24 protein-coding genes are annotated in these 25,466 nt (G+C 69.2%); 12 read left to right on the forward strand and 12 right to left on the reverse strand.

The genetic code is table 11. The features are described from left to right. Positions 1–117 precede the first annotated feature (117 nt). Positions 118–1,329, reverse strand: a complete 1,212-nt coding sequence (locus EER27_RS12890; RefSeq protein WP_123088654.1) for a flavohemoglobin expression-modulating QEGLA motif protein — start codon at positions 1,327–1,329, stop codon at positions 118–120. Between the two features lie 148 nt (positions 1,330–1,477). Here EER27_RS12890 and EER27_RS12895 point away from each other — a divergent pair, with 148 nt between their 5' ends. Then, a complete protein-coding gene (locus tag EER27_RS12895; protein WP_123088538.1) occupies positions 1,478–2,146 on the forward strand; it encodes a YajG family lipoprotein in 669 nt (222 codons plus the stop codon). Positions 2,147–2,390: 244 nt separating this feature from the next. Here the strand turns inward: EER27_RS12895 and rsgA are convergent, their stop codons facing one another. Then, complete coding sequence (gene rsgA, locus EER27_RS12900; RefSeq protein WP_223807326.1) at positions 2,391–3,512, reverse strand: ribosome small subunit-dependent GTPase A; 1,122 nt, start codon at positions 3,510–3,512, stop codon at positions 2,391–2,393. A 160-nt stretch (positions 3,513–3,672) separates the two neighbouring features. Here rsgA and EER27_RS12905 point away from each other — a divergent pair, with 160 nt between their 5' ends. The 5 genes from EER27_RS12905 to EER27_RS12925 all read left to right on the forward strand — a co-directional run bounded on the left by EER27_RS12905 (position 3,673) and on the right by EER27_RS12925 (position 8,959). Further along, positions 3,673–4,935 carry an aminotransferase class I/II-fold pyridoxal phosphate-dependent enzyme gene (locus EER27_RS12905; RefSeq protein ID WP_123088540.1) on the forward strand — a complete coding sequence of 421 codons (1,263 nt, stop codon included), beginning with the start codon at positions 3,673–3,675 and terminating at the stop codon, positions 4,933–4,935. Between the two features lie 8 nt (positions 4,936–4,943). Further along, a complete protein-coding gene (locus EER27_RS12910; RefSeq protein ID WP_123088541.1) occupies positions 4,944–5,591 on the forward strand; it encodes an SGNH/GDSL hydrolase family protein in 648 nt (215 codons plus the stop codon). A 194-nt stretch (positions 5,592–5,785) separates the two neighbouring features. Continuing rightward, positions 5,786–6,493, forward strand: a complete 708-nt coding sequence (locus tag EER27_RS12915; protein WP_123088655.1) for a methyltransferase domain-containing protein — start codon at positions 5,786–5,788, stop codon at positions 6,491–6,493. A 358-nt stretch (positions 6,494–6,851) separates the two neighbouring features. After that, positions 6,852–7,583, forward strand: coding sequence for an HAD family hydrolase (locus EER27_RS12920; protein ID WP_123088542.1), 732 nt, complete (start codon positions 6,852–6,854; stop codon positions 7,581–7,583). Continuing rightward, positions 7,580–8,959, forward strand: coding sequence for a leucyl aminopeptidase family protein (locus tag EER27_RS12925; protein ID WP_123088543.1), 1,380 nt, complete (start codon positions 7,580–7,582; stop codon positions 8,957–8,959). Before EER27_RS12920 ends, EER27_RS12925 begins: the two co-directional genes overlap by 4 nt. Before the next feature lie 96 nt (positions 8,960–9,055). On the opposite strand, the gene EER27_RS12930 is transcribed toward EER27_RS12925, so the two are convergent. The 4 genes from EER27_RS12930 to EER27_RS12945 all read right to left on the reverse strand — a co-directional run bounded on the left by EER27_RS12930 (position 9,056) and on the right by EER27_RS12945 (position 12,781). Beyond that, on the reverse strand, positions 9,056–9,658 hold the full coding sequence (locus EER27_RS12930; RefSeq protein ID WP_123088544.1) for a response regulator transcription factor: 603 nt from the start codon (positions 9,656–9,658) through the stop codon (positions 9,056–9,058). A 78-nt stretch (positions 9,659–9,736) separates the two neighbouring features. Further along, positions 9,737–10,951 (reverse strand): sensor histidine kinase, encoded by a 1,215-nt coding sequence (locus tag EER27_RS12935; protein ID WP_223807327.1) that lies wholly within the window; start codon positions 10,949–10,951, stop codon positions 9,737–9,739. Positions 10,952–11,060: 109 nt separating this feature from the next. Beyond that, positions 11,061–11,846, reverse strand: coding sequence for an ABC transporter permease (locus tag EER27_RS12940; protein WP_123088545.1), 786 nt, complete (start codon positions 11,844–11,846; stop codon positions 11,061–11,063). Further along, the gene (locus EER27_RS12945) at positions 11,846–12,781 is read right to left on the reverse strand and encodes an ABC transporter ATP-binding protein (protein ID WP_123088546.1); all 936 of its coding nucleotides are present in this window, start codon (positions 12,779–12,781) and stop codon (positions 11,846–11,848) included. Before EER27_RS12945 ends, EER27_RS12940 begins: the two co-directional genes overlap by 1 nt. Positions 12,782–13,099: 318 nt before the next feature. On the opposite strand from EER27_RS12945, the gene EER27_RS12950 reads away from it, so the two are divergent. From EER27_RS12950 to EER27_RS12965, 4 genes are all read left to right on the forward strand, one after another. Beyond that, positions 13,100–14,356, forward strand: a complete 1,257-nt coding sequence (locus EER27_RS12950; protein WP_123088547.1) for an efflux RND transporter periplasmic adaptor subunit — start codon at positions 13,100–13,102, stop codon at positions 14,354–14,356. A gap of 152 nt (positions 14,357–14,508) precedes the next feature. After that, positions 14,509–15,234: an ABC transporter ATP-binding protein gene (locus tag EER27_RS12955; protein WP_123088657.1), complete on the forward strand. Its 726-nt coding sequence runs from the start codon at positions 14,509–14,511 to the stop codon at positions 15,232–15,234. Positions 15,235–15,292: 58 nt separating this feature from the next. Beyond that, complete coding sequence (locus tag EER27_RS12960) at positions 15,293–16,450, forward strand: ABC transporter permease (protein ID WP_123088548.1); 1,158 nt, start codon at positions 15,293–15,295, stop codon at positions 16,448–16,450. 108 nt (positions 16,451–16,558) lie between these two features. Next, entirely contained in the window at positions 16,559–17,734 is a 1,176-nt protein-coding gene (locus EER27_RS12965; RefSeq protein ID WP_123088549.1) for an ABC transporter permease, read from the forward strand. Positions 17,735–17,923: 189 nt separating this feature from the next. Here EER27_RS12965 and EER27_RS12970 read toward each other — a convergent pair whose 3' ends face one another. Then, positions 17,924–18,175 carry a DUF1272 domain-containing protein gene (locus tag EER27_RS12970; RefSeq protein WP_123088550.1) on the reverse strand — a complete coding sequence of 84 codons (252 nt, stop codon included), beginning with the start codon at positions 18,173–18,175 and terminating at the stop codon, positions 17,924–17,926. Between the two features lie 142 nt (positions 18,176–18,317). Beyond that, complete coding sequence (yedA, locus tag EER27_RS12975) at positions 18,318–19,253, reverse strand: drug/metabolite exporter YedA (protein ID WP_123088551.1); 936 nt, start codon at positions 19,251–19,253, stop codon at positions 18,318–18,320. A 169-nt stretch (positions 19,254–19,422) separates the two neighbouring features. Between yedA and EER27_RS12980 the strand changes: the two genes are divergently transcribed. Beyond that, entirely contained in the window at positions 19,423–19,923 is a 501-nt protein-coding gene (locus EER27_RS12980; RefSeq protein WP_123088552.1) for an Lrp/AsnC family transcriptional regulator, read from the forward strand. A gap of 158 nt (positions 19,924–20,081) precedes the next feature. On the opposite strand, the gene EER27_RS12985 is transcribed toward EER27_RS12980, so the two are convergent. The 4 genes from EER27_RS12985 to EER27_RS13000 all read right to left on the reverse strand — a co-directional run bounded on the left by EER27_RS12985 (position 20,082) and on the right by EER27_RS13000 (position 24,650). After that, positions 20,082–22,262, reverse strand: coding sequence for a carboxy terminal-processing peptidase (locus tag EER27_RS12985; RefSeq protein ID WP_123088553.1), 2,181 nt, complete (start codon positions 22,260–22,262; stop codon positions 20,082–20,084). A gap of 255 nt (positions 22,263–22,517) precedes the next feature. Continuing rightward, the gene (gene lipA, locus EER27_RS12990) at positions 22,518–23,531 is read right to left on the reverse strand and encodes a lipoyl synthase (RefSeq protein WP_123088554.1); all 1,014 of its coding nucleotides are present in this window, start codon (positions 23,529–23,531) and stop codon (positions 22,518–22,520) included. A 139-nt stretch (positions 23,532–23,670) separates the two neighbouring features. Further along, positions 23,671–24,384: a lipoyl(octanoyl) transferase LipB gene (gene lipB, locus EER27_RS12995; RefSeq protein WP_123088555.1), complete on the reverse strand. Its 714-nt coding sequence runs from the start codon at positions 24,382–24,384 to the stop codon at positions 23,671–23,673. Continuing rightward, a complete protein-coding gene (locus tag EER27_RS13000) occupies positions 24,372–24,650 on the reverse strand; it encodes a DUF493 family protein (protein ID WP_123088556.1) in 279 nt (92 codons plus the stop codon). The genes lipB and EER27_RS13000 overlap by 13 nt, the downstream gene beginning before the upstream one ends. A gap of 218 nt (positions 24,651–24,868) precedes the next feature. Here EER27_RS13000 and EER27_RS13005 point away from each other — a divergent pair, with 218 nt between their 5' ends. Further along, positions 24,869–25,420, forward strand: a complete 552-nt coding sequence (locus tag EER27_RS13005; protein ID WP_148041028.1) for a hypothetical protein — start codon at positions 24,869–24,871, stop codon at positions 25,418–25,420. Positions 25,421–25,466 lie beyond the last annotated feature (46 nt).

Raw genomic sequence — 25,466 nt, forward strand, 5'->3', positions numbered from 1 at the left:
TGAAACAGGGGGAATGCAGCGAGGCGGCAACGCGACGCAACGCGGGCCGGCAACGCCACGGGCGATGCGCTGGCGTACGGGCGGCGGCGCGAGGCGCCTTACCCGCGCGCAGCGGGCTCAGGAGGCCAGGAAGCCCTCGCCGCTGGCGATGCTGTCCAGGCGGATGCGGTTGGCGAACAGGGAGAACGCCAGCATGCCGGCCAGACCATTGGCCCGCTGGATCCACGGCGGCGTCCAGCGCGCGGGCAACAGGACGCCCGATTCGAACAGCGGTTCGAAACGCTGCACGTCGGCGAGGGTCATCTTGCCGGCGAACAGCCAGCGGCACAGTTGCAGCTTCTGCTGGCGCAGCGCCCAGCGGAAGAACGTGTGCACGCCGACCAGGCCGCGCAGGTAGACCGTGTCCTTGGTGAACGCGCAGCCGCCGTTGGTGGGCACGCCGCGGAACACGCGCTGGGCGGAGGCGAAGCTGTCCTCGGGCCGCTGCCCGGCGGCAAGGAAGTAACGGAACACCTCGATGAAGTCGGCACCATCGAGCGCCATCGCCACCGCCTCGATGCGCAGGCTCAGCCGCTTCATGCGTCCGATGTCGATGCTGCCGGTGATCTGCTCGGCGAACGTGGCCAACCCCTCCTGGGTGGCGGTGCTGCGAGGGGAGGCGAGCGCCAGGCTCGGCAGGACCGGCTGCAGCTGGCCGTTGAGCGCCGTCAGCGAATGCACGAAGGCCTCGTGCTGCAGCAGCTGGTGGCGATCGTAGTCACTGAAGGCCGCGCCCTGGCGGAGGCGGATGCGGGTGGACCCGGCCGCTGCCTTGGCGATCAGGCCGGGGTCGAGTTCGACCTCGATCACGCGGGAGTTGAAGTAGTCGTCCAGGTCGCCCTGCAGTTGCAGGCGCAGCGCGGTGGCGGAAATCGCGACGTGTTCGGCCGGCGACATCAGCTCGTGATCGAGCTCGTCGGCGATCGAGATGAAGTGCCGCGCGGCTTCGCGCGTGCTCGGTCCGTCTCCGGGCAAGGGTTCGTCGGGCTTGCCGTACAACTGCACGGACAGATCGGTGACCGCCGGCGTGCCAAGCACGTCGCACAGCGCAGCGGCCAGGGCCCAGCTACGGGCGGATTCGGCGACGTACTGGCCCAGCGGGTGGTGCGGGTCGGCGGCGGCGGCAATCGCATCCAGCTCGCTGCGCACCTGCGAGAAATCCTGCTTCGGGTAGGTGATCTGGGGCAGCGTCGCCGTACCGCGCGCGTAATCGGCCAGGAAGTGCACCTCAAGCCCTGCCGGCCAGCTGGCCAGCGTCAGCAGCTTGATCCCGCGGGCGGCACGCACCATGCGCGCGTCGAGGGCGGCGTGGTGGTCGATGTCGGCGGAGCGGGTGATATCCACGGGCCCTTTTCCGACAGCGCAGGCCGGTTCGTCAAGCTTTGTGCCATCGGTTCGCGTTGCCTATGGGCTTGGCAATCCACGATACGGAGCTCCCATGAGTCGCACTTCACAGCTGTTCCGCCTTGCCCTGCTGGTTCCAGTGCTGTCCGCACTGGCGGCCTGCGCCACCAACCGGAGCCAGATTTCACTGACCGTCCCCGCGCCCGCCGACTTCGTCGTTAGCGCCGACAAGACGGCGGTAATCGAAACGGTGGCCGACCAGCGCCGGTTCGAGGCCGAACCGGACGAACCGAGCACGCCGTCGCTGAAGAAGGGCCGCGACTTCGCGCTGGATGCCGAAGGCCGCAAGGCCGCCATCGCCCGCAAGCGTAACGGCTATGGCATGGCGATCGGCGACATCGTGCTGCAGCCGCCGCAGACGATCGAAACCATCACCCGCGAGCTGGTCGCCAGCGGGTTGCAGCAGCGTGGCTACCGGGTGGTCGATGCCACGGCCGCACCGTCCGATGCATTGCGGGTCAGGGTCGGCGTCGAGGAGTTCTGGGCATGGTTGACCCCGGGGTTCTGGGCCATCGACATGGAGGCCAGGATCAAGACCCAGTTGCAGTTCGAAGGCGTCAGCAGCCGCGAGATCAACGTGGCGGCATACGGCAAGAAGACCGCGCCCACCGGCCGCGAGGACAACTGGAAACAGGCGTACGAGCGAGTATTCGTGGATCACCTGGAAAAGCAGCAGGCCGCGTTCGACCAGGCCGGCCTGTAACGCGCGACAAACCGCGCATCCATCAAGTTTCGCAGGAGGGGTGGAGCATAGCGATACCCCTCGGTCGCCGTGCCGATGGCGGGGCGTGCGGCCGTGGCCGCGTGGCACCGAAGAGCGACCAATCGCACCGCGAGATCCCGGCCTTGGTGGATCACCGCCGTCGCGATCGACCGGATCCGGTTGATGGGTATCGCTACGCTCAACCCATCCTACGGCACCTCATCCACGCGGCACGGACGCCGGGCTAGTGCTTCCCGTACTTTTCGTCCAGGCGCTTGTTGAGTGCCTTGCCCTGGACCTTGGCGGCGGCGTTGTCGGCACGTCGGTGCGCGAGCTTGGTGGCGGCACCGGCAACCTCGCCGCTGAGCTTGACGAAGCTGGCGAACCGCTGGGTGTCCAGCGTGCCGCCTTCGATCGCGGCACGCACCGCGCAACCGGGCTCGCGGCCGTGCTTGCAGTCGCGGAAACGGCATTGCGCGGCCAGCGCCTCGACATCGGCGAAGTTCTCCGCGACGTCCTCCTCGCCTGTCGGCTTGAGCTCGCGCATGCCCGGCGTGTCGATCAGGCAGGCCCCCGACGGCAGCGGGATCAGCGCGCGGTAGGTCGTGGTGTGGCGGCCGCGCGCATCGCTCTCACGCACCGCGCCGGTCTTCATGCGATCGAAGCCGAGCAGGCTGTTGGTCAGCGTCGACTTGCCGGCGCCGGAGCTGCCGACCAGTACCGCGGTGCGGCCCGGCCCCAGCCACGGCAGCAGCGCGATGACGCTGGCCGGATCGCGGGCATTGACCGCCACCACCGCGAAACCCTTGGCGCCCAGGTCCTCGACCACCGCCACGGCGCTGGGGACCAACGATTCGTCCACCAGGGCGGCCTGGTCGGCCTTGGTCAAGATCACCACCGGCTCGGCGCCACCGCCTCGCACCAGCAGCAGGTAGCGCTCGATGCGACGGGGGTTGAAGTCGGCGTCCAGCCCGCAGACCACGAACACGGTGTCGACGTTGGCCGCGATCAGCTGCTGGCGGTAATGCTCGCCGGCGGCGCCGCGCTTGATCGCGCTGTGCCGCGGCAACAGCGCGACGATCTGCGGGCGGTGATTGTCGCTGTCCTGCACCAATACCCAGTCGCCGACACCGGCGCGCTGCTCGGGCGGGAAGCGTGGGCGCTGCCACTCGGCCAGGGACTCGACCGTGAACGTGGTGTCCGGGGCGGTGGCAACGACGTAGCCGCTGCGGTGCTGTTCGACCACGCGCGCCGGACGGGCGCCGGGGTGGGCGGCGAGCTTTTCACGCCAGGCCGGGGGCTGCGGCAGGCCGTCGGCTTCGACGGGCCAGCCGATCGCCTGCAGCAAGGCGGTCTCGGGGGTCAACGGAACGGGTGGGGTGTGCGCATGGGCCGATTCTAACTGCCGAGGCGGGTCCGTCGGCGGCCGGGTGTGTCTGGGCGTCATCAACCTGTACCGACCCTCCTGTTTCCGGGCGGCGATTCGGCTAGGCTGACAGGCCGCACCCCCAACCCGCCAACGCCGCATGTCCGCCCCCACCGTCAAGACCCGCGAACGCCTGTCCGAAGTCCGTTACGAAATCCGCGGCGAACTCGCCCGTCGAGCCCGTGAGCTCGAGGCGCAGGGTCGCAAGCAGATCAAGCTCAACATCGGCAATCCCGGCGCGTTCGGGTTCCGCGCTCCCGAGCACCTGCAGCGGGCGATCGCCGATCACATCGCCGACACGGACCCCTACACGCACCAGCAGGGCCTGCCGGCGGCGCGCGAGGCCATCGCGGCATTCCACCGCCAGCGCGGCACGCCGAACGCATCACCCGAGCGCGTGTTCGTGGGCAACGGCGTCAGCGAGCTGATCGACCTGTCGCTGCGCGCCCTGCTCAATCCCGGCGATGAGGTGCTGCTGCCCTCGCCCGACTACCCGCTGTGGTCGGCCGCGACCATCCTCAACGACGGCCGCCCGGTCTACTACACCTGCAACCCGGAAGACGGCTTCCTGCCCGACCCGGAGCAGATCGAGGCACTGGTATCGCCGCGCACGCGCGCGATCGTGCTGATCAACCCGAACAACCCCACCGGCGCGGCCTACCCGCGCGCGCTGCTGGAGAAGATCGTCGCGATCGCCGCCAAGCACCGCCTGCTGCTGATGGCCGACGAGATCTACGACTCGATCCTGTACGACGACGCGACCTTCCAGCCGCTGGCGCCGTTGGCCGGTGACCTGCCCTGCCTGTCGTTCGGCGGGCTGTCCAAGGTGCATCGCGCCTGCGGGTGGCGCGTGGGTTGGGCGGTGCTGAGCGGCGATCCGATGGCCAGCGGCGACTTCCACCATGCGATGGACCTGCTGGGCGCGCTGCGCCTGTGCGCCAACGTGCCGGGCCAGTTCGCCATCGACGCCGCGCTGCACGGCGAAGACACGATCGCGGCGCTTTGCGCGCCGGGCGGCCGCCTGTACGAAGCGCGCCGCGCCGTGGTCGATTCGGTGGCCGCCAGCCGGCACCTCGAGCTGGTCACCCCCGCCGGCGCGCTGTACGCGTTCCCCGGCGTGGTCGGCACGGCGGCGAAGGGCTTCGATGACCACGCCTTTGCCCTCGAACTGCTGGAAACCGAAGACGTGCTGGTGGTGCCGGGTTCGAGCTTCAACGTGCCCTACCGCAACCATTTCCGCGTGACCCTGCTGCCGCAGCCGGCCGACGTGCGCGAGGTGTTCACGCGCATCGAGCGCGTGCTCGACCGCCACGCCGAACGCGCAGAAGCGACCGGCGCAGCACGCCGCGTCGCGGCGGCCTGAGCACGCCGATGGCCAACGCCACGCCCCTGTCCTGGCTTGCCCTCGGCGACAGCTACACCATCGGCGAAGGCGTGGCCGACGAAGGCCGCTGGCCGCACCAGCTGGCGGCCAAGCTGCACGGCGAAGGCATCGCGATCGCCGAGCCGCGCACGATCGCCACCACCGGCTGGACCACCGACGAGTTGTACAGCGCGCTCGACATGGCCGAGCCGCTGGGCCAGTGGGACTTCGTCAGCCTGCTGATCGGCGTCAACAACCAGTACCGCGGCCGCAGCCTGGTCGACTACCGCGGCGAGTTCCGCACGTTGCTCGATCGCGCGATCGGCTACGCGCGCGGCCGTCGCAACCGGGTGCTGGTGCTGTCGATCCCGGACTGGGGCGTCACCCCGTTCGCGGCCGCCCAGTACGCCCAGCAGCGGGGCCGCGACAGCGACCAGATCGCCGCCGAACTGGATGCCTACAACGCCGCAGCCGCCGAGCTGTGCATCGTGCACGGCGTCGCCTTCGTCGACGTCACCGCGATCAGCCGCACGCACGGCGCGCAGACGGCGATGCTGGCCGACGACGGCCTGCATCCCTCCGCGGCGATGTATGCCCTGTGGGCCGAAGCCGCCCTGCCGGTCGCGCGCGGCCTGCTCGACGCGCCCGCCCCCTGAGCCCGCGCGACAGCGCGCCATGCGGGCGCGCCCTCGCCACACGGAAGACCTCATGCCCGACCGTTGCCCGACCGCTTGCGCATTGCCGCCCTTCGACATGCCCGGCGCCACGGTGACGGTCGCCGGCTCGGCGCCGGTCGCCTTGACGGCGCCGACCGGCCACCGGTTGCCAGCCCGTGCGTGACGGTCACGCCGTGCCGCGGTCCGAGGGGGCTGCCACCCGTCCGGTCGACGCCGGGCGCGCCCGTGCGATTGCGCAGGCGTTCCTTTCCGGCTCGGGTTTCGGGCGTCGATGGGACTACCACTACGCGCGCTCCAAGTTGCGCAGCGACCCGCTTTACCCGGGTGTGTGCGATGCCCTGCGCGGCACCCGTGAACCGCTGCTCGATCTGGGCTGTGGACTCGGCCTCCTGGCCCACGCACTGCGTGCGGACGGCATCGGCCTGGACTACCGCGGTGTCGACAACGACGCCGGCAAGATCGACCGTGCCGGGCAGGCCGCCACCCGCGCCGGACTGGCATCGGCGCGGTTCGACTGCGTCGACCTGGCCGCCGGCATTCCCACGCACCGGGGGAGCGTGGCGATCCTCGACGTACTGCAGTTCATATCTCCGGATGCCCAGCAACGCACCCTCGATGCCGCCGTGGCGATGCTGGTGCCGGGCGCGAAGCTGGTGATCCGCACCGGCCTGGACGACGGCGGACGGCGCGCTCGCGTAACGCGCGCGGTCGACGTGTTCTCGCGGGTGCTGGGCTGGATGAATGCCGGTCCGCGCGCCTACCCGAACGCCGACGCCCTGCGCGCGCGCTTCGAGGCGGCCGGACTGCAGGCGGAGTTCACGCCGCTGTACGGCAACACCCCGTTCAACAACTGGCGCGTGGTGGCCACCCTGCCCGGCTGACGCAACGCGGACCGGCCCGACGCAGGTTCCACCGGAACCGCCGTCGGGTCGACGTCAGGCCCCCTCGGCAGGCAATCGCCCCGATCGCACACATTGGCAGTGGGGAGACAGGCCACCAGTTGCGTTCAATGATCGTCCTCCCGGCATTCCCCGCCCGCGAGGGGCGCCCTGGCGCCTGCGCGAGAGCGTTCGCTGCGACGCCGCCCCCTATTCATCGATCCTCCCCGATCACTGGCTGCACACCTTTGCCCGCTTGCTTTGCACCCGTTCACCGCACTCCCGTCCACGGCCCGACGCACGGGCGGCGGCGGCCGCCATGCGCAAGGTCCGGACCGTGGCGCGGCGCTAGAATGCCGTGATGCCGTTCACCGTCAACGCGATCACCCTCGACCTCGACGACACCATCTGGCCGATTGGGCCCGTGCTGGTCCGCGCCGAGAACGCCCTGGGCCAGTGGCTGCGCGAGCACGCCCCGCGCACCGCCGCGCACTGGCCGGTCGAAGCCATGCGCGCGCTGCGCGACCGGGTCGCCGCCGAGCATCCGCAGCTGTCGCACGACTTCACCCGGCAACGGCTGATCACGCTGGAGCGCATGCTCGAGGCGGCTGGCGACGACATCGCGCTGGTGCAGCCCGCGTTCGATGTGTTTTTCGCCGCGCGCTGCGAGGTCGAGCACTACGACGACAGCCTGGCCGCGCTCGACCGCCTGGCCGCGCGCGTACCGCTGGCCGCGCTCAGCAACGGCAACGCCGACCTCTCCCGCATTGGGCTGATGCACCTGTTCCGCTTCCAGCTCGGCGCACGCGAGCACGGCGCCGCCAAGCCCGCGGCCAGCATCTTCCACGCCGCCTGCCAGCAGTTGGGTTGCGATCCGGCGCTGGTACTGCACGTGGGCGATGACATCGAACTGGACGTGCTGGGCGCGCACCGCGCCGGCCTGCGCACCTGCTGGATCAACCGCACCGACCAGGACGGTCGGCAACGCGAGTGGCCGCGCGCGCAGCCACGCCCCGACCTCGAATTTCCCACCCTTGCCGCGCTCGCCGACTGGCTGGACGCGGCCCACTCGCTGGAAACGTCACCCGCATGAACCTGCCGACCGGTTTTACCGCCTCTTCCGCCGATGCGCTGCCGTTGCACGTCGTCACCCGCGCATCGCTGGCCGACTGGCGCGCGGCGCAGGCGCCGGCGACGGGTGCGTGGCTGGACGCGCACGGTTTCGATGGCGCGCCGTCGACGCTGCTGGCGCTGCCGGGCAGCGACGGCCGTGTCGCGGCCGCGGTGATCGGCATCGGCGACCCGCTCGACCCGTACGCCTACAGCCACGCACCGTTCGCGCTGCCGGCCGGGGACTGGCGGATCGCCGGCGAACACGACGCCGCGACCTGCGCCGCGCTCCGCCTGGGCTGGGGCCTGGGTGCCTACCGCTTCAACCGCTACCGGCAGCCGCTGCGCGCGCCGGCACGCCTGCTGGTGGAAGGTGACGAGGCCATCGCCGATTTCGACCAGCTGGCCGCCTGCGTGCGCGTGCGCGATCTGGTCAACACGCCCACCGAGCACATGGGCCCGGACCAGCTCGAACAGATCACCTGCGAGATCGCCGAGCGCCATGGCGCGCGCATCGAGGTCATCAGTGGCGACGACCTGCTGGCGCACAATTTCCCGGCGATCCACGCCGTCGGCCGCGCCAGCCATCGCGCGCCGCGATTGATCATGCTGCGGTGGGGCGACGAGTCGCACCCGCACGTGGCCATCGTCGGCAAGGGCGTGTGCTTTGACACGGGCGGCCTGGACCTCAAGGCCGCCGACGGCATGCGCAACATGAAGAAGGACATGGGCGGCGCGGCGCACGCGATCGCGCTGGCCGAACTGGTGATGGCGCGCAAGCTGCCGCTGCGCATCACGATGCTGGTGCCGGCGGTCGAGAACGCGGTCGGCCCGGACGCCTTCCGCCCGGGCGAGGTGATCGCCACGCGCCAGGGCCTGAGCGTGGAGATCGACAACACCGACGCCGAAGGCCGCGTGGTGCTGTGCGACGCACTCACCTACGCCTGCGAACACAAGCCCGAGCTGATCCTCGACTTCGCCACCCTGACCGGCGCGGCGCGGATCGCGCTCGGCCCGGACCTGCCTGCGCTGTACAGCAACGACGAAGCCGCCGCGAGCGCCTGGCTCGATGCCGGTACCCTGCACCGCGACCCGCTGTGGCGCATGCCGCTGTGGCGCCCGTACCTGCGCTACCTGACCAGCACCATCGCCGACATGGCCAACGGTGGCCCGTCGAAGATGGCCGGCAGCGTCACGGCCGCGCTGTACCTCGAACGCTTCGTACCGGCCACCCAGCCTTGGGCGCACCTGGACGTCTACAGCTGGAACGACGCCGATCGCCCCGGCCGTCCCGCCGGTGGCGAGGCGCAAGGCCTGCGCGCGGCGTTCGCGATGCTGCAGTCCCGCGCCAGGGGCTGACCTCGGACGTTGCGTCGCCAGCGGCGGGCCGGCGACGCGGTGCCGCTGCTCCGGCGCGATCGGGCCGCGCTACATCGGCCGCGCACGACGCCCTCGCTATAACCAACCCTTCTGGCGGGCCAGTCGGGACGCCTCGATGCGGTTGCTCACGCCCAGCTTGCCGATTGCCTCTGACAGGTAGTTGCGCACGGTGCCCTGCGAGAGTTGCAACCTCGCGGCGATGTCGCCCGCCGACAACCCGTCGCCGGCAAGCCGCAGCACCTGACGCTCACGCTCGTTGAGCGGATCGGGTTCCGACCACGCCTCCAGTGCGAGCAGCGGATCGATCGCGCGTTCGCCACGACACACCCGACGCAGTGCATCGGCCAGGGTATCGGCCGGCGCGTCCTTGAGCAGGTAGCCCGCCACGCCGGCATCGAGCGCGCGCCGCAGGAATCCGGCACGCGCAAACGTGGTGACGATCACCACCTTGATCGGCAGCCCTTGGCGCTGGATGCGGTCGGCGAGCTCCAGCCCGGTCAGTCCCGGCATCTCGATGTCGGTGACCAGCACATCGGGCTGCAGACGTTGCAGTTCGCGCCACGCCGATTCGCCGTCGGCGACGGCACCCAGCACCTCGATGTCACCTTCCAGCCCGAGCAGCGCGGACAACGCACCGCGCACCATCGCCTGGTCTTCGGCCAGCAGCACACGAATCATCGGCGGCGGTCCGCAAGTGGGTGACAGGGAAAGGTAGCAAACGCGCCGTCCGATCCGCGTGGCGTCATCGGCGGCACGTCACGGGCTGTGTGGGGCGATCGTGCCCGGCGGCATCGCAGGCGCTCCGACGGGCAGCGGCAACCGTGCCTCGATGCACGTGCCCCGGCCGGCGCCGGCCTCCACGCGCAGGCGTCCGCCCAGCGATTCGACGCGTTCGCGCATGCCGACCAGGCCATTGCCCGGGACCAACGCACCGCCACGCCCGTCGTCGTCGATGCGCAGCACGGCTTCGTTGCCGTCCGCGACCAGCGAGACCCGCGCATGCCGCGCGCGCGCGTGGCGCTGGATGTTGGTCACCGCTTCGCGCAGGGTCAGCGCCAGCACGGTTTCCAGTTCCGGCGTCAGCGCCAGGTCGCTGCGTTGGTATTGGAACGACACCCCGTCGCAATCCAGCAGCAACTTCGCCGAGGCCAGTTCGGCGGCCACGCCCGCGGCGCGGATGCCGCTCACCGCGCCCCGTACCTGTGACAGGGCCTCGCGTGCGACGCGGGTCACGTCGTCGATCTCGCGACGCGATGCCGTCGGATCGCGCTCCAGCAGTTTGCCGGCGAGTTCGGACTTCAGCGCCACCAGGGACAGCGTGTGGCCGAGCAGATCGTGCAGGTCGCGACCGATGCGTTCGCGTTCGGCCAAGGCGGCCAGCCGGCGCACTTCGTCGTGGGACAGCTTCAGTTCCGCGCGCTTGCGGGTGTTCTCGCCCATGAGGTGGGTGCTGACGAACACCGCGACGGCGATGATGATCGTCACCGCGAACACGAACATCGGGTAGCCCAGCAGCAGCACTTCAGCCAGCAGGCCTGCCAGCAGCGCCACCAGCCAGGCCACGCGCGGCCACAGTGCACGCCCGGTGGTCGCAGCAAAGCCGGCGGCGTAGATCAGGTAGGTATTGGCGAAGGGATTGAACGGCAGCAGCGCGTAGCAGAGCCCGGCGATGGCCAGCATGTACGCCACCAGGCGTGGGCCGGTGGCGCGGTACGCGGCGAAGTACGCTGGCAGGAACCCCACCAGCGACAGCAGCGTCAGCCACAGCCGACCGTTCACCACCTGGTTCCAGCCGTTCATGCCGTGGTCCCCGCCTCCGTCGAGCACGAACGGCAGGAACAAAAACGCGAGATAGCCCAGCATGAACACCGGCGCCCAGCCCAGCTGCCGTTCTTGCGGCAACAGCCAGTGGTGCACCCGCAACGCGTGCGCCTGCAGGAATCGCTTCATCGTGGTGGGGGTAGCGGGCATCGCACGCTCAGCGTAACCCGGCGTCACCGGCAGGTTTTCGCCGAGTGCGCAGGATGATGGGCACGGCGCTTCGGGGACATGGTCGTCACGACGGTTCAGATGACACCCGTCAGACGCTGCGCGCCAACCGCGCCCGCGCCAGCGCCAGCGCGAAGAATCCGATCGTCACCGCACCCAGCACCAGCAGGTGAATCGCCAGGCTGCCGCCGCCGTCGCGATCGACCACCTTCAGCGCCACCTGGCCAAGGTGGTAGGCCGGCCACGCCACCGCGAGCTTGGCCAGCACCGGTGGCAGGACCGACAACGGCAGCCACAGACCCGAGAGAAACGCCATCGGCAGATACAGGATGTTGACCACGGCCGGCGCTGCCGATCCGCTGACCCGGCTGCCGATGTACAGGCCAATGGCGCAGAACGGCAGCACGCCCAGCACGTTGATCACCAGCAACAACGCCCACTGCGCGGGTCGCAACCAGACGCCGGCAAGCGTCCCCGCCAGCAGTGCGAGCGTCAGCGAGATGATGGTCGCGAACGCCATCGCCATCAGCATCTTCGCCATCAGGTAAGCGCCCGGTGGCATCGGCAACGCGCGCTTGAGGGTCAGCAGGCCGCGTTCGCGTTCACTGGCGACGGTCACACCGAAGCCGAACAACGCCGCGCCCATCACGCCGAAGACGCCATAGGTGGCCAGCAGGTAGCGCCCCGTGTCGCTGCCGCCACGCGAACCGGCCAGCACCACGGCAAACAGCACGTAGAACAGCGGCGGAAACAACAGCGTCGGCAGCACGAACGACGGCGTGCGCAACAGCCGCAGCAGTTCAAGTCGGGCTTCCAGCACATAACAGCGCAGCGGCGAGAACGACGCGGCGCGGGCGACGACGGCAACGGTGTTCATCACGCAGCCTCGGGTTGAAGGAGATCGACGGACGCCGCGGCGCGGGCGTCCTGGGTGAGTTCGATGAAGGCCTCGGCAAGCCCGGCGCGCTGGATCTCCAGGTCGTGCAGGCCGGCGTCCATTGCCAGCAGGCGACGCACCACGGGCTCGGCGCCTTCGACCACGATCTCGAGGCGGTTCCCATCGCGGCTGACCGCGCGCACGTGCGGCCAGCCGGCCACGATCTGCGCATCGAGGCTGGACACGCACCGGATGCGTCGTTGCGACACCTGGGCCCGGACATCGCCGATGCTGCCATCGACCACCACGCGACCGCGATCGAGCACCACCACGCGGTCGGCCAGCCTCTCGGCCTCTTCCAGGTAGTGCGTGGTCAGCAGCACCGAGCAACCTTGTCCCACCAACTCGCGGATGGCACGCCAGAGCCCTTGGCGCGCCTCGATGTCCAAGCCGGTGGTGGGCTCGTCCAGGAACAGCAGCTGCGGACGCCCGCATACGGCCAGCGCGAACTGCACCCGCCGCTGCTGGCCGCCGGACAGCGCGCCGTATCGGCGCCCGAGTAGGCCGTCGAGCCCGGCCAGCGCAACGCAATCGGCAACGCTGCGCGGATCGGGGTAGTAGCTGCGCGTGAGTGCCAGCAACTCGGCAACCGTGTTGTTGTCGGGAATGCCAGCCGATTGCAGCATCACGCCGATGCGACGGCGCGCGTCGAGCGACCGCGGTGACTGCCCGAACAACCTGGCGCTGCCGCTGTCGGCCGACAACAGGCCCAGCAGCAGGCCGATCGCGGTAGTCTTCCCGGCGCCGTTGGCGCCCAGCAGCGCGAGCACCTCGCCGGCACGCAGGTCCAGGTCGATGCCGTCGAGCGCCAACACCGCGCCGTAACGCTTGCGAGCCTGCGACAGTTGCGCCAGCAGCGCCTCGTTGCCGTTCATCGGGATGCTCCTTCAGAACCATGGAAAGGTGAAGGCCATGGTCTGCCGTCGGCGTGTGTCGCAGCAGATGAGATCGTCAGGGATTACATATGACAAACATCAGGTGACCGCTGCCATCGGGATCGCATAGGCTTGGCAGCGCCAATCGACGCTGGATGCCGGGCACTGGGTGAGCATCCGCCCGTAGCCGCCCCGTCATTGCAGGTTCGCTCCCGATAAGCCGGCTGCCGGTAGCAGCCCCAGGAAAGTGACTTCTGGCCCCTATTTTGGGCCGGACGCATGGTCACACTTCTCCCACTTCCGCTGTCCAGGTCCACGATGAACCAGTCCGCGCACCACTCCGCCGATCTGTTGAAGGAACTCCGCATCGACCGAAGCGCCCCGCCGCCGCCCGCATCGGGACGCGGGCTGTGGATCGGCCTGGGTGTGACGGCCACCGTGTTGGTGCTGGGCATCGCCGGCTGGGCACTGTTCGGCCGCGACAAGGCGCTGGAGGTCAAGACCGCGCCGGTCGTCGCCACCGGCAGCGGCGGCGGCAGCGCTTCCGTGCTCGACGCCACCGGGTATGTGGTCGCGCGACGCATGGCCACCGTCTCGGCCAAGATCACCGGCAAGGTTCGCGAGGTGCTGATCGAGGAAGGCCAGCAGGTCGCCGCCGGTCAGATCATGGCCACGCTCGACCCGATCGACGCCGATGCGCAGCGCACGCTCGCGGCATCGCAGCTGTCCGCCGCGCGCAGCCAGATCGGCAGCGTGCAGGCGCAGTTGCACGAGGCCGAGGCGAACGCCACGCGGCTGTCCGGGCTGGTGCGCCAGCAGTTGGTGTCGAAGGCTCAGTACGACCAGGCCATCGCCCAGCGCGATGCCCTGCGCGCGCAGCTTGCCACCACGCAGCGCAACGCCGAGGTCGCCGGTGGCCAGCTGCGCATCGCCGAACACGGCGTGGACAACACGGTGGTGCGTGCGCCGTTCGCCGGCGTGGTGATCGCCAAGGCGGCCCAGCCGGGCGAGATCGTGTCGCCGTTGTCGGCCGGTGGCGGTTTCACCCGCACCGGTATCGGCACGATCGTGGACATGGAATCGCTCGAGGTGGAAGTCGACGTCGCCGAGGCCTACATCGGCCGCGTGCAGCCGAAGATGCCGGTCGAGGCGGTACTCAACGCCTATCCCGACTGGCGCATTCCGGCCGAGGTGATCGCCATCATTCCCACCGCCGACCGCGGCAAGGCCACGGTCAAGGTGCGCATCGCGCTCATGCAGCGCGACAACCGCATCGTGCCGGACATGGGCGTGCGGGTGTCCTTCCTCGAACAGCACAAGCCCGGCGCCGCCGCGCAGCAAGCCGCCAAACCGGTGGTGCTGGTGCCGGCCGCGGCACTGCTCAAGGACGGCGAGCAGGACATCGTGTTCGTGCTCGACGACGAACGCGCGCAACGCCGTGCGGTGCGCGTCGGCAGCAACGTCGGCGACAACCGCCAGGTCCTGGCCGGCGTGGTCGCCGGCGACGACGTGATCCTCGATCCACCCGCCGAACTCAAGGACGGCGAACGCGTCCGGGTCGCAGCAGACAAGTAGCTAGGGCCTGTTAGCCCGAATTCCATTCGGGCTAACAGGCCCTACATGGCACCGTGCCATCGACGAATCCACCGATCACCACTCCAGCAGCATCCAACCATCACCCGACGCCCACGAGGCCCGCGATGAGCGAATCCAGCACCCAGGACGCGATGATTCAAGACGCGACGACCCACCACGCGAAGACGCAGGACGCGATGATCCAGATCCGCAACGTCACCAAGGCTTACGAACGCGGCAAGCAGAAGGTCGAAGTGCTGCACGGCCTCACGCTCGATGTTCCCAAGGGCGATTTCGTCGCACTGATGGGCCCGTCGGGCTCGGGCAAGACCACCCTGCTCAACCTGATCGGCGGACTGGACACGCCCACCTCGGGCGAGATCAGCATCGAAGGCCAGCGCCTGGACCGCATGAAGGCGGGCCAGCTCGCGCAGTGGCGCAGCCACAACGTCGGCTTCGTGTTCCAGTTCTACAACCTGATGCCGGTGCTCAGCGCCGAAGCCAACGTCGAGTTGCCGTTGCTGCTGACCAAGCTGTCGGCCGCCCAGCGCAAGAACAGTGTCGGCATCGCGCTGCAGGTGGTCGGCCTGGGCGATCGCGCCAAGCACAAGCCGCGCGAGCTGTCCGGTGGCCAGGAACAACGCGTCGCGATTGCACGCGCGATCGTCTCCGATCCGCAGCTGCTGGTCTGCGACGAGCCCACGGGCGACCTGGATCGCGCCACCGCCGACGAGATCCTGCGGCTGTTGCAGACGCTCAACCGCGAGCACGGCAAGACCATCGTGATGGTCACCCACGATCCGCTTGCCGCGGGTTACGCCCGCCGCACCCTGCACCTGGACAAGGGCCGCCTGGCCGAGCAGGCCGGCGTCGCGTGAGGCGCGCGCCCGCGCGCGCCACTGCAACGTCCGCCATCGGCCACAGGAAACCAACGCCATGACCAAGACCGGATTCGTCATCGCCAACCTGTTCCGCAAGAAGACCCGCACCACGCTGACGTTGATGTCGGTGATTGCGGCCTTCGTGCTGTTCGGGTTGTTGCAGGCGATCAACCTGATGTTCAACGCCGGCGCCGACTTCATCGGCGCCACCCGCCTCATGACCCAGGCGCGCGTGTCGTTCACCCAGCCACTGCCGATGAGCATGCTGCCGCGCATCGAGGCGGTGCCGGGCGTGAAGCGCGTCGCCTACATGCAGTGGTTCGGCGGCGTCTGGCAGGAGAACACGCCGCTGTTCGTGTTCGCTGTCGACCCGGTGCGCCAGCACGACGTCTACCCCGAGTGGGTGATGCCCGAGGCGCAGTGGAAGGCGTTTGCCACCACGCGCACCGGCATGGTTGCCGGGCGCGTGCTCGCCGACAAGTACGGCTGGAAGGTCGGCCAGAAGATCCCGATCGCGTCCAACATCTTCCCGCAGAAGGACGGCAGCAAGAACTGGGCGTTCGACCTGGTCGGCATCTACGACGGCAAGGACGAGGACTGGCAGAAGCAGACCAACAGCGTCTTCATCAACTTCGACTACTTCGACGAAGCCAACCAGTTCGTGCACGGCCGCACCAATTTCTTCGTGCTGCAGTTGGCTGACAGCAACGCCGCGCAATCGGTGTCGCGCACGGTCGACGCGATGTTCGAGAACTCGCCCGACGAGACCAAGACCCAGACCGAGAAGGACTTCAACCTCAGCTTCGCCAAGCAGCTGGGCGACATCGGCCTGATGGTTCGCTGGATCCTGTTCGCGGTGTTCTTCACGCTGCTGATGGTGGTCGGCAACACCATGACCCAGGCGGTGCGCGAGCGCATTCCGGAGTTGGCGGTGCTCAAGACGCTGGGCTTCTCCGACGGCAGCGTGCTCGGCTTCGTGCTCGCCGAGGCGGTGGCGATGTGCCTGATCGGCGGCCTGCTGGGGCTCAGCATCGCGACCGGCCTGGGCTGGCTGGTCCAGTCCGCCGCGGGCGATCAGTTCCCACTCAGCGTCGATGGGCGCGTCTGGGGAGCGGGACTGCTGGTCATTGCACTGATGAGCCTGGCCGTCGGCCTGCTGCCGGCGCTGCGCGCACGCCGCCTGAAGATCGTCGACGCCCTTGCCGGGCGCTGACGTCGTGCCGGCACGCCTGCCCGCAACGGGCACGCGTGCCGGCGAACACCGCAGCCCGGTCGCGACCGGGCGCGCACCCCCCTACTTGAAGCCTGAAGAGACGCCGACATGCTGAGTCAAATCGCCGCGATCACCGGCATCAACCTCAAGAGCATCCCGGAACGCTGGGGCCAGTCGCTGGTGATCGTGATCGGCCTGGCCGGCGTGGTCGCGGTGTTCACCGCGCTGCTGGCCATGGCCGCCGGCTTCGATGCCACGCTCAAGGCCACCGGCCACGCCGACACCGCGGTGGTGTTGCGCGGTGGTTCCAGCACCGAGCTCAACTCCGGCCTCGAACGCGACGCCGCAACCCTGATCCGCCAGGCACCCGGCATCCGAGACGGCGCCGACGGCAGGCCGATGGCGTCGGGCGAGATCATGGTGATCACCGAGCTGATGCGGCACGGCGACACGCACGGCGCCAACATCACGCTGCGCGGCGTCGAGCCAGTCGCCTTCGCGTTGCGCCCGCAGATGAAGATCGTCGAGGGCCGCCGGTTCCAGCCGGGGCTGCGCGAGCTGGTCGTGGGCCGCGGTGTCACGCGGCAGTTCCAGGGCGTCGCCATCGGCCAGACCCTGCGCATGCGCGGTTCGGAGTGGAAGGTCGTGGGCGTGTTCGAGTCCGGCGACGCCTACGAGAGCGAGCTGTGGGCCGATTCGGAAGTGGCGCAATCGACGTTCGGCCGACAGGGCTACAGCTCCGTGCTCGCCGCGGTGGATGGCCCGGCTGGCATGAAGCTACTCAAGGACCACCTGGGAGCCGACCCGCGCTTGACCGTGGACGTGCAGAGCGAGCTCGACTACTACAGCGGCCAGACCAAGCAGTTCCGCGCCACCATCGGCGTGCTGGCCGGCGTGGTCACCCTGATCATGGCGCTGGGTGCGATCTTCGCGGCGCTCAACACGATGTACGCCGCGGTCGCCGCCCGGGCTCGCGAGATTGCCACCTTGCGCGCAATCGGCTTCGGCGGCCTGCCGGTGCTGGCCTCGGTGATGGTCGAGTCGATGGTGCTGGCCGTGGTGGGTGGCGCGCTCGGCGCCCTGATCGCGTACCTGTTGTTCAACAACCTGTCGGTGTCGACCCTGGGACAGAACTTCACCCAGGTGGTGTTCGCGTTCAAGGTCACCCCGCCGCTGGTGGTGGGCGGGTTGGTGATCGCACTGGCGATCGGACTGCTCGGCGGTCTCCTGCCGGCCTGGCGCGCGGCACGCATGCCGATCACCACCGCACTGCGCGCGGAGTAATGGCCGGGCGAGTTGCCGGTGGTACCGGCGGCACGGCCGCCGCATCGTCCTGAGCAAACCACAACGCCGCCTTCCGGGCGGCGTTGTGGTTCCTGCAATCAGTCCCGAAACGCGAAGTGGGCACCTACCGCCCATCCTCCGCGTGTGGTCAGCGAACGCGTGATCTCCACGTTCCGCCGCCGTGGTGGCTCACGCCATCGGCCGTGCGCAGCCTTCCGGCTTGAGCACACGTTCGGTCGAAGCCGGGTACTTGGCCAGCAACGGCGCCGAACGGGTAGGCCGCACTGCGAAGTCGCCCCCGCAGTTGGGGCACCGGCCGCCGAGAACCGACTCGGCGCAGGTCGCACAGAACGTGCACTCGAACGAACAGATCCGCGCCTGGCTCGAATCGGGCGGCAGGTCGGTGTCGCAGCATTCGCAGTTCGGTCGCATTTGCAGCATGGCCGGCTCCGGCTGGGTCGTACGAAAAGGGAGGCCATCGGAGAAGCCGGGCCGGGTCGGTGGGAGCGCGGGGCGCGATCAATGCGACCCCGCCCCTCGCCTCACGCCACGGCCTCGCGCCCCCGAAGGAGTTGCCGGCCGCTCAGGCCGCCGGTTCGCCCGGATCGGCCGCCACCGGCTTGGCCGCACGCGCCTTGGCCAAGGTGATGATGCCCACGCCAACCAGGATCACCGCCATGGCGCCCAGGTCGTGCAAGGTGAAGTGCTCACCACCGATCAACGCGCCAAACAGCACCGCGATCGGCGGGTTGACGTAGGCATAGCTGGTCGCCAGCGCGGGACGCACGTGGTGCAACAGCCAGATGTAGGCGGTGAAGCCGAAGATCGAACCGGCAATGACCAGATACAGCAGCGCGGCAGTGGCCTCGAAGGTCGGCACGGCCGTGATGCGCTCGCCGAACAGCAGGCCGGTCACCAGCATCCAGACGCTGCCGGCAAGCATCTGCCCGGCGGCGGACATGAAGGGCTCCGGCAGGTCCTGGTCGCGGCTCCAGATCGAACCCCAGGCCCAGGCCAGCGGCGCGATCACCAGGCACACCAGGCCCAGCGTCGACGACGACAGCTCGCTGCCGGCGTTGAGCCAGAGCACGCCGAGGAAGCCGACCACCAGTCCGATCCATTCGATTCGCGACGGGTGACGACCACGCAGCATCGCGAACACGCCGGCAAACAGCGGCATCGATGCCACCGCGATGGCAGCCAGTCCGGAACCGACTTCGGTCTCGGCCAGGTTCACCAGGCCATTGGACAGCAGCACCATCCAGATCGACAGCACTGCCAGCGTGCGCCACTGCTTGGCGCTGGGCGGACGCGCGCCGCGCCAGCGCAGCACGGCGAACATCAACGCGCCGGCCAGGCTCATGCGAATCGCACCGAGCAGGAACGGCGGATAGCTCTCCAACGCGAACCGGATGGCCAGGTAGGTGGAGCCCCAAAGTACATAGACAGTGGCCAGCGCGAAGGCCACGGCGAGGCCGGTGGGAAGGGCGCGCGAAACGGTCGGGGAAGCGGTGCTCATGTGGGCGGCCGGGAGGGGGAAGCGACGGAGGGGAGGAGGCGGTGCGACGTGCGGAACCGGCACGAGATCGCCGGATTCGCTGCCGTCCATGGCAGCCGCCTGGATCAAGCGTAGCGGGGCCTGCCGCGCGGCGATTGATTATTCGTGCGCGTAAACGCAAAAATCTTGCATGCCTCGCACACCCGCCACGCTGGACGATTTCGACCACCGCCTGCTCGCGTTGTTGCAGCGCGATGCCTCCACCACCCTGACCGCGCTGGGCGAGGCCGTGGGACTGTCCGCCAGCGCCGTGCAGCGTCGGCTGACGCGCTATCGCAAGACCGGACTGCTGCGCCAGGTCGGCGTGCTCGATGCCGCGCAGCTGGCGGGCACGACCCTGGCGACGGTGTGGGTGGCGATGGAGCGCGAGTCGGCCGCGCGCCACGCCGCGTTCTATGCGCGCATGCGCGCCGCGCCAGAGGTGCAGCAGTGCTACGTGCTCGCCGGCGATTGGGACTACCTGGTCATCCTGGCCACCAGCGGCGTCGCCCATTGCCGCGAGGTTGCCGAACGCCTGTTCGTCGACGACGGCGTCATTCGCCGCTACGAGACGCGGCTGGTGTTCGACGTGGTCAAGCTGGGGCTGGAGTTGCCGACGCGACAGCCACGCATCACCACGCGGCGGCGTTGAGCGCACACCACGACGACACAGGCGACGGACGCACCCGACGCAGCGCGTCCCGCGATGGCCCATCCGCCCCCGCTGGCGAGCGCGCAACAGAAAACGGACGCCCGAGGGCGTCCGTTGTCGTGTGCAGCCGTGACGCGTGAAGCCGCGCGCAAACGGTGTCAGTCCGCCCAGTGGCCCGGCTGATTCGCGGTCGGCAACACCTGCGCCGACAGCACGCCGTCGTCGTTGAGCAGGCGCACCGCGTCGGCGAGGATCGCCGCGGACTCGCGCAGCAGCGGGTCCGGACGGTCTTCGGCGAGCTTTTCGCGCTCGGCGTCACGAGCGATGTCGCGCTCGGTCGCCGCCAGGCCGTCGTCGGCACCGTCATCGGCCAACGGGTCGAGCGCCAGGCCCAGTGCCTTGCGTTCTTCCTGGCGCGTCTTGCGCTTGGTGTCCTCACGCTCGCGCTCGGCGCGGCGCTCGCCCTCGTTGAGCGAGATCGCCTTCTTCGCACGTTCCTCGCGGAACTGCGCGACGTCCTGCGACCACCACTGGAATTCGCGGTCACTGGCGATGCGCGACTCGTGCAGCTTTTCCAACTGCGGCAGCAGCGGCGCGAAGTTGCCGTAGCGGGTATGCGGCACCGCGGCGATCTTGGTCCACGGCAGCGCGTTGTCGTACGTGCTCTCGCCGTACTCGCTTGCATCGACGCTGACCGGGAACGACAGGTCCGGCACCACGCCCTTGTTCTGGGTGGAGCCGCCACTGACGCGGAAGAACTGCGCAATGGTGAGCTTGATCTGGCCGTAGCGCGCGGTCTCGTTGGCCGGCCAACGGTCCAGGTCGACCAGGTTCTGCACGGTGCCCTTGCCGAAAGTGGTTTCGCCGATCACCAGGCCGCGACCGTAGTCCTGGATCGCGCCCGCGAAGATCTCCGACGCCGAAGCCGAGCCCCGGTTGATCAGCACCGCGAGCGGGCCTTCCCAGGCGATGCCGCGGTCTTCGTCTTCGTTGACGATCACCCGGCCACCGGTCTCGCGGACCTGCACCACCGGGCCACGGTCGATGAACAGGCCGGTGAGCTCGATCGCCTCGTTGAGCGAACCGCCACCGTTGTTGCGCAGGTCAAGCACCACGCCATCGACGTTGTCCGCACGCAGCTGGGTCAACAGCTTGGCGACATCGCGGGTGGCGGAGGCGTAGTCCTCCTTGTTCTGGCGGCGCGCCTCGAAGTCCTGGTAGAAGCCCGGCAGTTCGATCACGCCGATGCGCTTGGCCGGCATGCCGGCGGCGGCGGGGATGTTGATGGTCTTGGCCTTGGCCGCCTGATCCTCGAGGCGGATCCGATCGCGGGTCAGCACCACGCGGCTGGGCACGCTGTCGAGGCCTGCCTCGGCGGCGATGACATCCAGGCGCACCTGGGTGCCCTTGGCGCCGCGGATCTTGGCGACCACATCGTCGATGCGCCAGCCGATCACGTCTTCCATCGCGCCGCGCTCGCCCTGCCCGACCGCCACCACGCGGTCGCCCGGCTTGACCTTGCCCGACACGCTGGCCGGACCACCGGGCACGACCTCACGGATCGCCACCACGTCGTCCTGCTTCTGAAGCACCGCGCCGATGCCCTCGAGCGAGAGCGACATCGTCATGTTGAAGTTGTCGGCCGAGCGCGGGGTGAAGTAATCGGTGTGCGGATCGATCGCGTTGGCGTAGCTGTTGACGAAGGTCTGGAACACGTCCTCGCCCTTGAGCTCGCCGATGCTCTTGGCGAGATTGGCGTAACGCTTGTCGAGGGTCTTGCGGATGTCCTCGGGCTGCTTGCCGGCCAGCTTCAGGCGCAGCCAGTCGTTACGCACCGACTGCCGCCACAGCACGTCGAGCGCTGCGGTGTCGGCGGCCCACGGCACGTCTTCGCGGTCGTACTGGAATTCGTCGTTGCCGGCGAAGTCGAAGATGTCCTGCTTGAGCAGCGCGCGCGCATGCGCGACGCGCTCTTCGACGCGCTGCTTGTAAACGGCGAAGATCGCAAACGCGGGTTCGAGTTCGCCTTGCTTGATCGCGTCGTCGAGGCTGGTCTTGTAGCGATCGAAACGGGCGACGTCCTGCGCGGTCAGGAACTGCTTCCCGCCATCGAGCGATTCGAGGTAACGCGTGTACATGTCGGCCGACAGCACGTCGTCCAGCGCGCGCGGGCGATAGGCATAGCGACTGTCCGACAACCATCCGTAGACCATCTGCGCGGCCGTGCCCTGGTCGGCGGTCGGCGCGCCGGGGACGGCATTGCCGGCGACATCGGCACGCGCGAGCAGCGCCAGGGGCGCAGTCAGCAGGAACGCAAGCAGGGTGGTCTTGGCTTTCATTGCGATGTCTTCTCGGCCGCGTGCGGCCTGATCTTTGGCGACGGGGGAGGTTGCAGCATGGAACGCTTTACGACAGCCCCACAGTGCCGAAAGTTGCCGGGTCTGTCACCCACGCCAACGGCTGGCGGTTCAGGCCACGGCCAAAACGTTCAGGGAGATCAAGATGGCCAGCGTTATCCGGCGCGGTGCCGCTGCGGCACGCGAAGCGCGCAACCACGGGAGTTGCGCGACGCGATGCGTACTGGCCTGCGACGTTCAACCGGCCTCGACGACGCCGGCTTCGATCGCCGAGCGGTCGGCGTGGTAGGACGAACGGACCAGCGGACCGGACGCGACGTGGGTGAAGCCCAGCCCCATGCCGAACACCTCGAGCTGCTTGAACTCGTCCGGCGTCCAGTAGCGCATCACCGGGTGGTGGTGGGCGCTGGGCTGCAGGTACTGCCCGATGGTGATCATGTCGACGTCGTGGGCGCGCAGGTCGCGCAGGGTCTGCTCCACCTGCCCCATGGTCTCGCCCAGGCCGAGCATGATCCCGGACTTGGTGGCCACCTGGGGGTGCTGGGCCTTGAACTTCTGCAAAAGGGTCAACGACCACTGGTAGTCGGCGCCCGGACGCACGTTGCGGTACAGGTCCGGCACCGTTTCGACGTTGTGGTTGAACACGTCCGGCGGGCTGGCTGCCAGGATCTCCAGCGCGCGCTCCATGCGCCCCTTGCCGCGGAAGTCCGGGGTGAGGATCTCGATGCGGGTCTTGGGGCTGTGCTCGCGGATGGCGGCGATGCAGTCGGTGAAGTGCTGGGCACCACCGTCGCGCAGGTCGTCGCGGTCGACGCTGGTCACCACCACGTACTTCAGGCCCATGTCGGCGACCGTGTGCGCCAGGGTCAGCGGTTCGCTCGCATCGGGCGGCTTCGGCCGACCGTGGGCGACATCGCAGAACGAGCAGCGACGCGTGCAGACCTCGCCGAGAATCATGAACGTGGCGGTGCCGTGGCTGAAGCACTCGTGGATGTTGGGGCAGCTGGCCTCCTCGCACACCGTGACCAGGCGGTTCTCGCGCAGCTTGGCCTTGAGCAGCTGCACCGAGTTGCCCGACGGGATCCGCACGCGGATCCACGACGGCTTGCGCAGCACCGGCGCGTCGGCGAACTGCACCGGCGAGCGGTTGATCTTGTCGCCGGCCAGCTGTTTCACACCCGGCGCCAGCGACGCAGGCGCGTCGGACGTCACGACCGCGAGCGGGATGGTCCTGGAAGCGGAATCGGTCATGGCGTGTCCGGGGAACTCTTCGGGTGATCCTGCGCGCCCGTTCTGGCGTGCCGGCATAGGAGACGGTGCGTCCTGGTCGCGCTGCCGGCCACTCGCGTGGCCTTGTGCGCCCGACCGGGCACGACGGCGTGGGGCGGGCTCAGGCCACCGCGGGCAACTTCGGCGGCGGCGCGGCTTCGACGGTCAACCCGAACAGGCGGGCGAGGTGCCCGACCAGCGCCGGCTTGACCGCATCCAGCCCCGACGGGCCGCCCAAGTCTACCATCGAGGTCACCTGCAACCCCGCGTAACCACAGGGATTGATGCGCTGGAACGGCGACAGGTCCATGGCGATGTTGAATGCCAGCCCGTGGAAGGTGCAGCCGCGGCGGACGCGGATGCCGAGCGCGCCGATCTTCGCCCCGGCCACGTAGACGCCGGGGGCGCCGTCGCGCCGGGCGGCCTCGATGTTCCAGTCGGCCAGGGTGTCGATCATGGCCTGCTCGACGCGGCAGACGTACTCCTTCACGCCGACCTTGAGCCGCCTCAGGTCCAGCAGCGGGTACAGCACGATCTGGCCGGGGCCGTGGTAGGTCACCTGGCCGCCGCGATCGACGTGGATGACCGGGATATCCCCGGGCAACAGCACGTGCTCGTCCTTGCCAGCCTGGCCCAGGGTGAACACCGGGTCGTGCTCGACCAGCCACAGCTCGTCCGCGGTATTGGCATCGCGCGTATCGGTGAACGCCTGCATCGCGCGCCAGACCGGCTCGTACGGTTGCCGGCCAAGGTCGCGCAGGTGCGTCGTGGGCACGCCGGGCGGCGTTGCCGGCGCCTCGATGGCGCAGGCGGGGGCCTGGGTCACAGCGTCCACTTCACTTCCGGATGATCACGCAGCACCTGATGGGCCAGCTCGTACTGCTCGCGGCTCAGGGCACGGAACGCCAGCCGCACCGACACGTACTTGCCGCTGGAGGAGTGCTTCCACTGGATGCTTTCCTCGATCACTTCGATGCCGACGCCCATCAGGCGCTGCGGCAACTCGTGCTCGAGGCCGGCGTCCGCGCCGCCCATCGCGCTGAGCTCGAACGTCCCGGGGAACTGGAAGCCGTGGTCGGGGTTGTCGGATCTGATTTCCATCGGCCGATTATGGGTCCGGCCCCGCCCGAACCCAAGCCGTCGCAGGAGCGGGATGGACGGCGGCGGCGCTCCCGGCGTGTCCGCCCCGCCCCGGTGGCTGCGTACCTACCCATGGCAGACCCGGGATCCCATGGACTGGTCGATTCTCCGGAAGGGCTGCTGACCCGCTATCCGAGGGCGTCAACATGGACGTTTCACGTGCATCCCGGAGTCCGTTGGTGCTGGTGTTGCTGGTCGGCCTGCTTGCCGGGGCGCTGGCGCGGGACTGGCTGCGTTCAACGTCACCACCTGAACCGCGGGCAGCCGCAGGCGCAACGACGGCCGATTTCCACCCGCCCTCTTCCGCAGATCCGATGCCGCGCGAGCCCCTGCCCGTGGAAACGCGGCGCCCCCCGCCTGCCGTGATGCCACCGGGTCAGTCGCCGGATCCGCCCACCCCGGAAGCGCAACGCGGCGCGCTCGACGCCCGCCTGCGCGCCGAACCGGTATCGGCATCGTGGGCCCGTTTCAACGAAGCGCAGGTGCGGTCGGCCCTTGGCGAACACCTCCTGGCGGCCGGCATCGAGGCGCCGCTGGACCAACGCGTGGAGTGCCGCACGACCCTGTGCCGCATCGACGTGCACACCCGCGACGGCGAGATCGCCGATGCGACGGAGGTGCAGCTGCTGCAAGGAATCTCCGACGGACTCGCCAATACCCGGATTTTCCGGCAGCCACGCAAGGACGGCACCGTCGCGCTGGTGATCTACGCCAGCGGCGGAGGCCTTTGATTCCCCGGCAAGCCAAGGAGGCGCCCCCATGCCGAAACCGGTAACA

It is taken from the genome of Montanilutibacter psychrotolerans, from assembly GCF_003719825.1.
Taxonomy (GTDB): Bacteria; Pseudomonadota; Gammaproteobacteria; order Xanthomonadales; family Xanthomonadaceae; genus Montanilutibacter; species Montanilutibacter psychrotolerans.

Coding starts and splice junctions, on each gene's coding strand:
- lipA (WP_123088554.1), bottom strand. CDS start 23,531: ATGACCGATTCCGCTTCCAGGACCATCCCGCTCGCGGTCGTGACGTCC.
- EER27_RS12920 (WP_123088542.1), top strand. CDS start 6,852: ATGCCGTTCACCGTCAACGCGATCACCCTCGACCTCGACGACACCATC.
- EER27_RS12970 (WP_123088550.1), bottom strand. CDS start 18,175: ATGCTGCAAATGCGACCGAACTGCGAATGCTGCGACACCGACCTGCCG.
- EER27_RS13000 (WP_123088556.1), bottom strand. CDS start 24,650: ATGGAAATCAGATCCGACAACCCCGACCACGGCTTCCAGTTCCCCGGG.
- EER27_RS12925 (WP_123088543.1), top strand. CDS start 7,580: ATGAACCTGCCGACCGGTTTTACCGCCTCTTCCGCCGATGCGCTGCCG.
- EER27_RS12930 (WP_123088544.1), bottom strand. CDS start 9,658: ATGATTCGTGTGCTGCTGGCCGAAGACCAGGCGATGGTGCGCGGTGCG.
- EER27_RS12935 (WP_223807327.1), bottom strand. CDS start 10,951: ATGCCCGCTACCCCCACCACGATGAAGCGATTCCTGCAGGCGCACGCG.
- EER27_RS12910 (WP_123088541.1), top strand. CDS start 4,944: ATGGCCAACGCCACGCCCCTGTCCTGGCTTGCCCTCGGCGACAGCTAC.
- EER27_RS12960 (WP_123088548.1), top strand. CDS start 15,293: ATGACCAAGACCGGATTCGTCATCGCCAACCTGTTCCGCAAGAAGACC.
- EER27_RS12950 (WP_123088547.1), top strand. CDS start 13,100: ATGAACCAGTCCGCGCACCACTCCGCCGATCTGTTGAAGGAACTCCGC.
- EER27_RS12895 (WP_123088538.1), top strand. CDS start 1,478: ATGAGTCGCACTTCACAGCTGTTCCGCCTTGCCCTGCTGGTTCCAGTG.
- EER27_RS12965 (WP_123088549.1), top strand. CDS start 16,559: ATGCTGAGTCAAATCGCCGCGATCACCGGCATCAACCTCAAGAGCATC.
- EER27_RS12980 (WP_123088552.1), top strand. CDS start 19,423: ATGCCTCGCACACCCGCCACGCTGGACGATTTCGACCACCGCCTGCTC.
- EER27_RS12890 (WP_123088654.1), bottom strand. CDS start 1,329: ATGGTGCGTGCCGCCCGCGGGATCAAGCTGCTGACGCTGGCCAGCTGG.
- EER27_RS12940 (WP_123088545.1), bottom strand. CDS start 11,846: ATGAACACCGTTGCCGTCGTCGCCCGCGCCGCGTCGTTCTCGCCGCTG.
- yedA (WP_123088551.1), bottom strand. CDS start 19,253: ATGAGCACCGCTTCCCCGACCGTTTCGCGCGCCCTTCCCACCGGCCTC.
- EER27_RS12905 (WP_123088540.1), top strand. CDS start 3,673: ATGTCCGCCCCCACCGTCAAGACCCGCGAACGCCTGTCCGAAGTCCGT.
- EER27_RS12945 (WP_123088546.1), bottom strand. CDS start 12,781: ATGAACGGCAACGAGGCGCTGCTGGCGCAACTGTCGCAGGCTCGCAAG.
- EER27_RS12955 (WP_123088657.1), top strand. CDS start 14,509: ATGATTCAAGACGCGACGACCCACCACGCGAAGACGCAGGACGCGATG.
- EER27_RS12985 (WP_123088553.1), bottom strand. CDS start 22,262: ATGAAAGCCAAGACCACCCTGCTTGCGTTCCTGCTGACTGCGCCCCTG.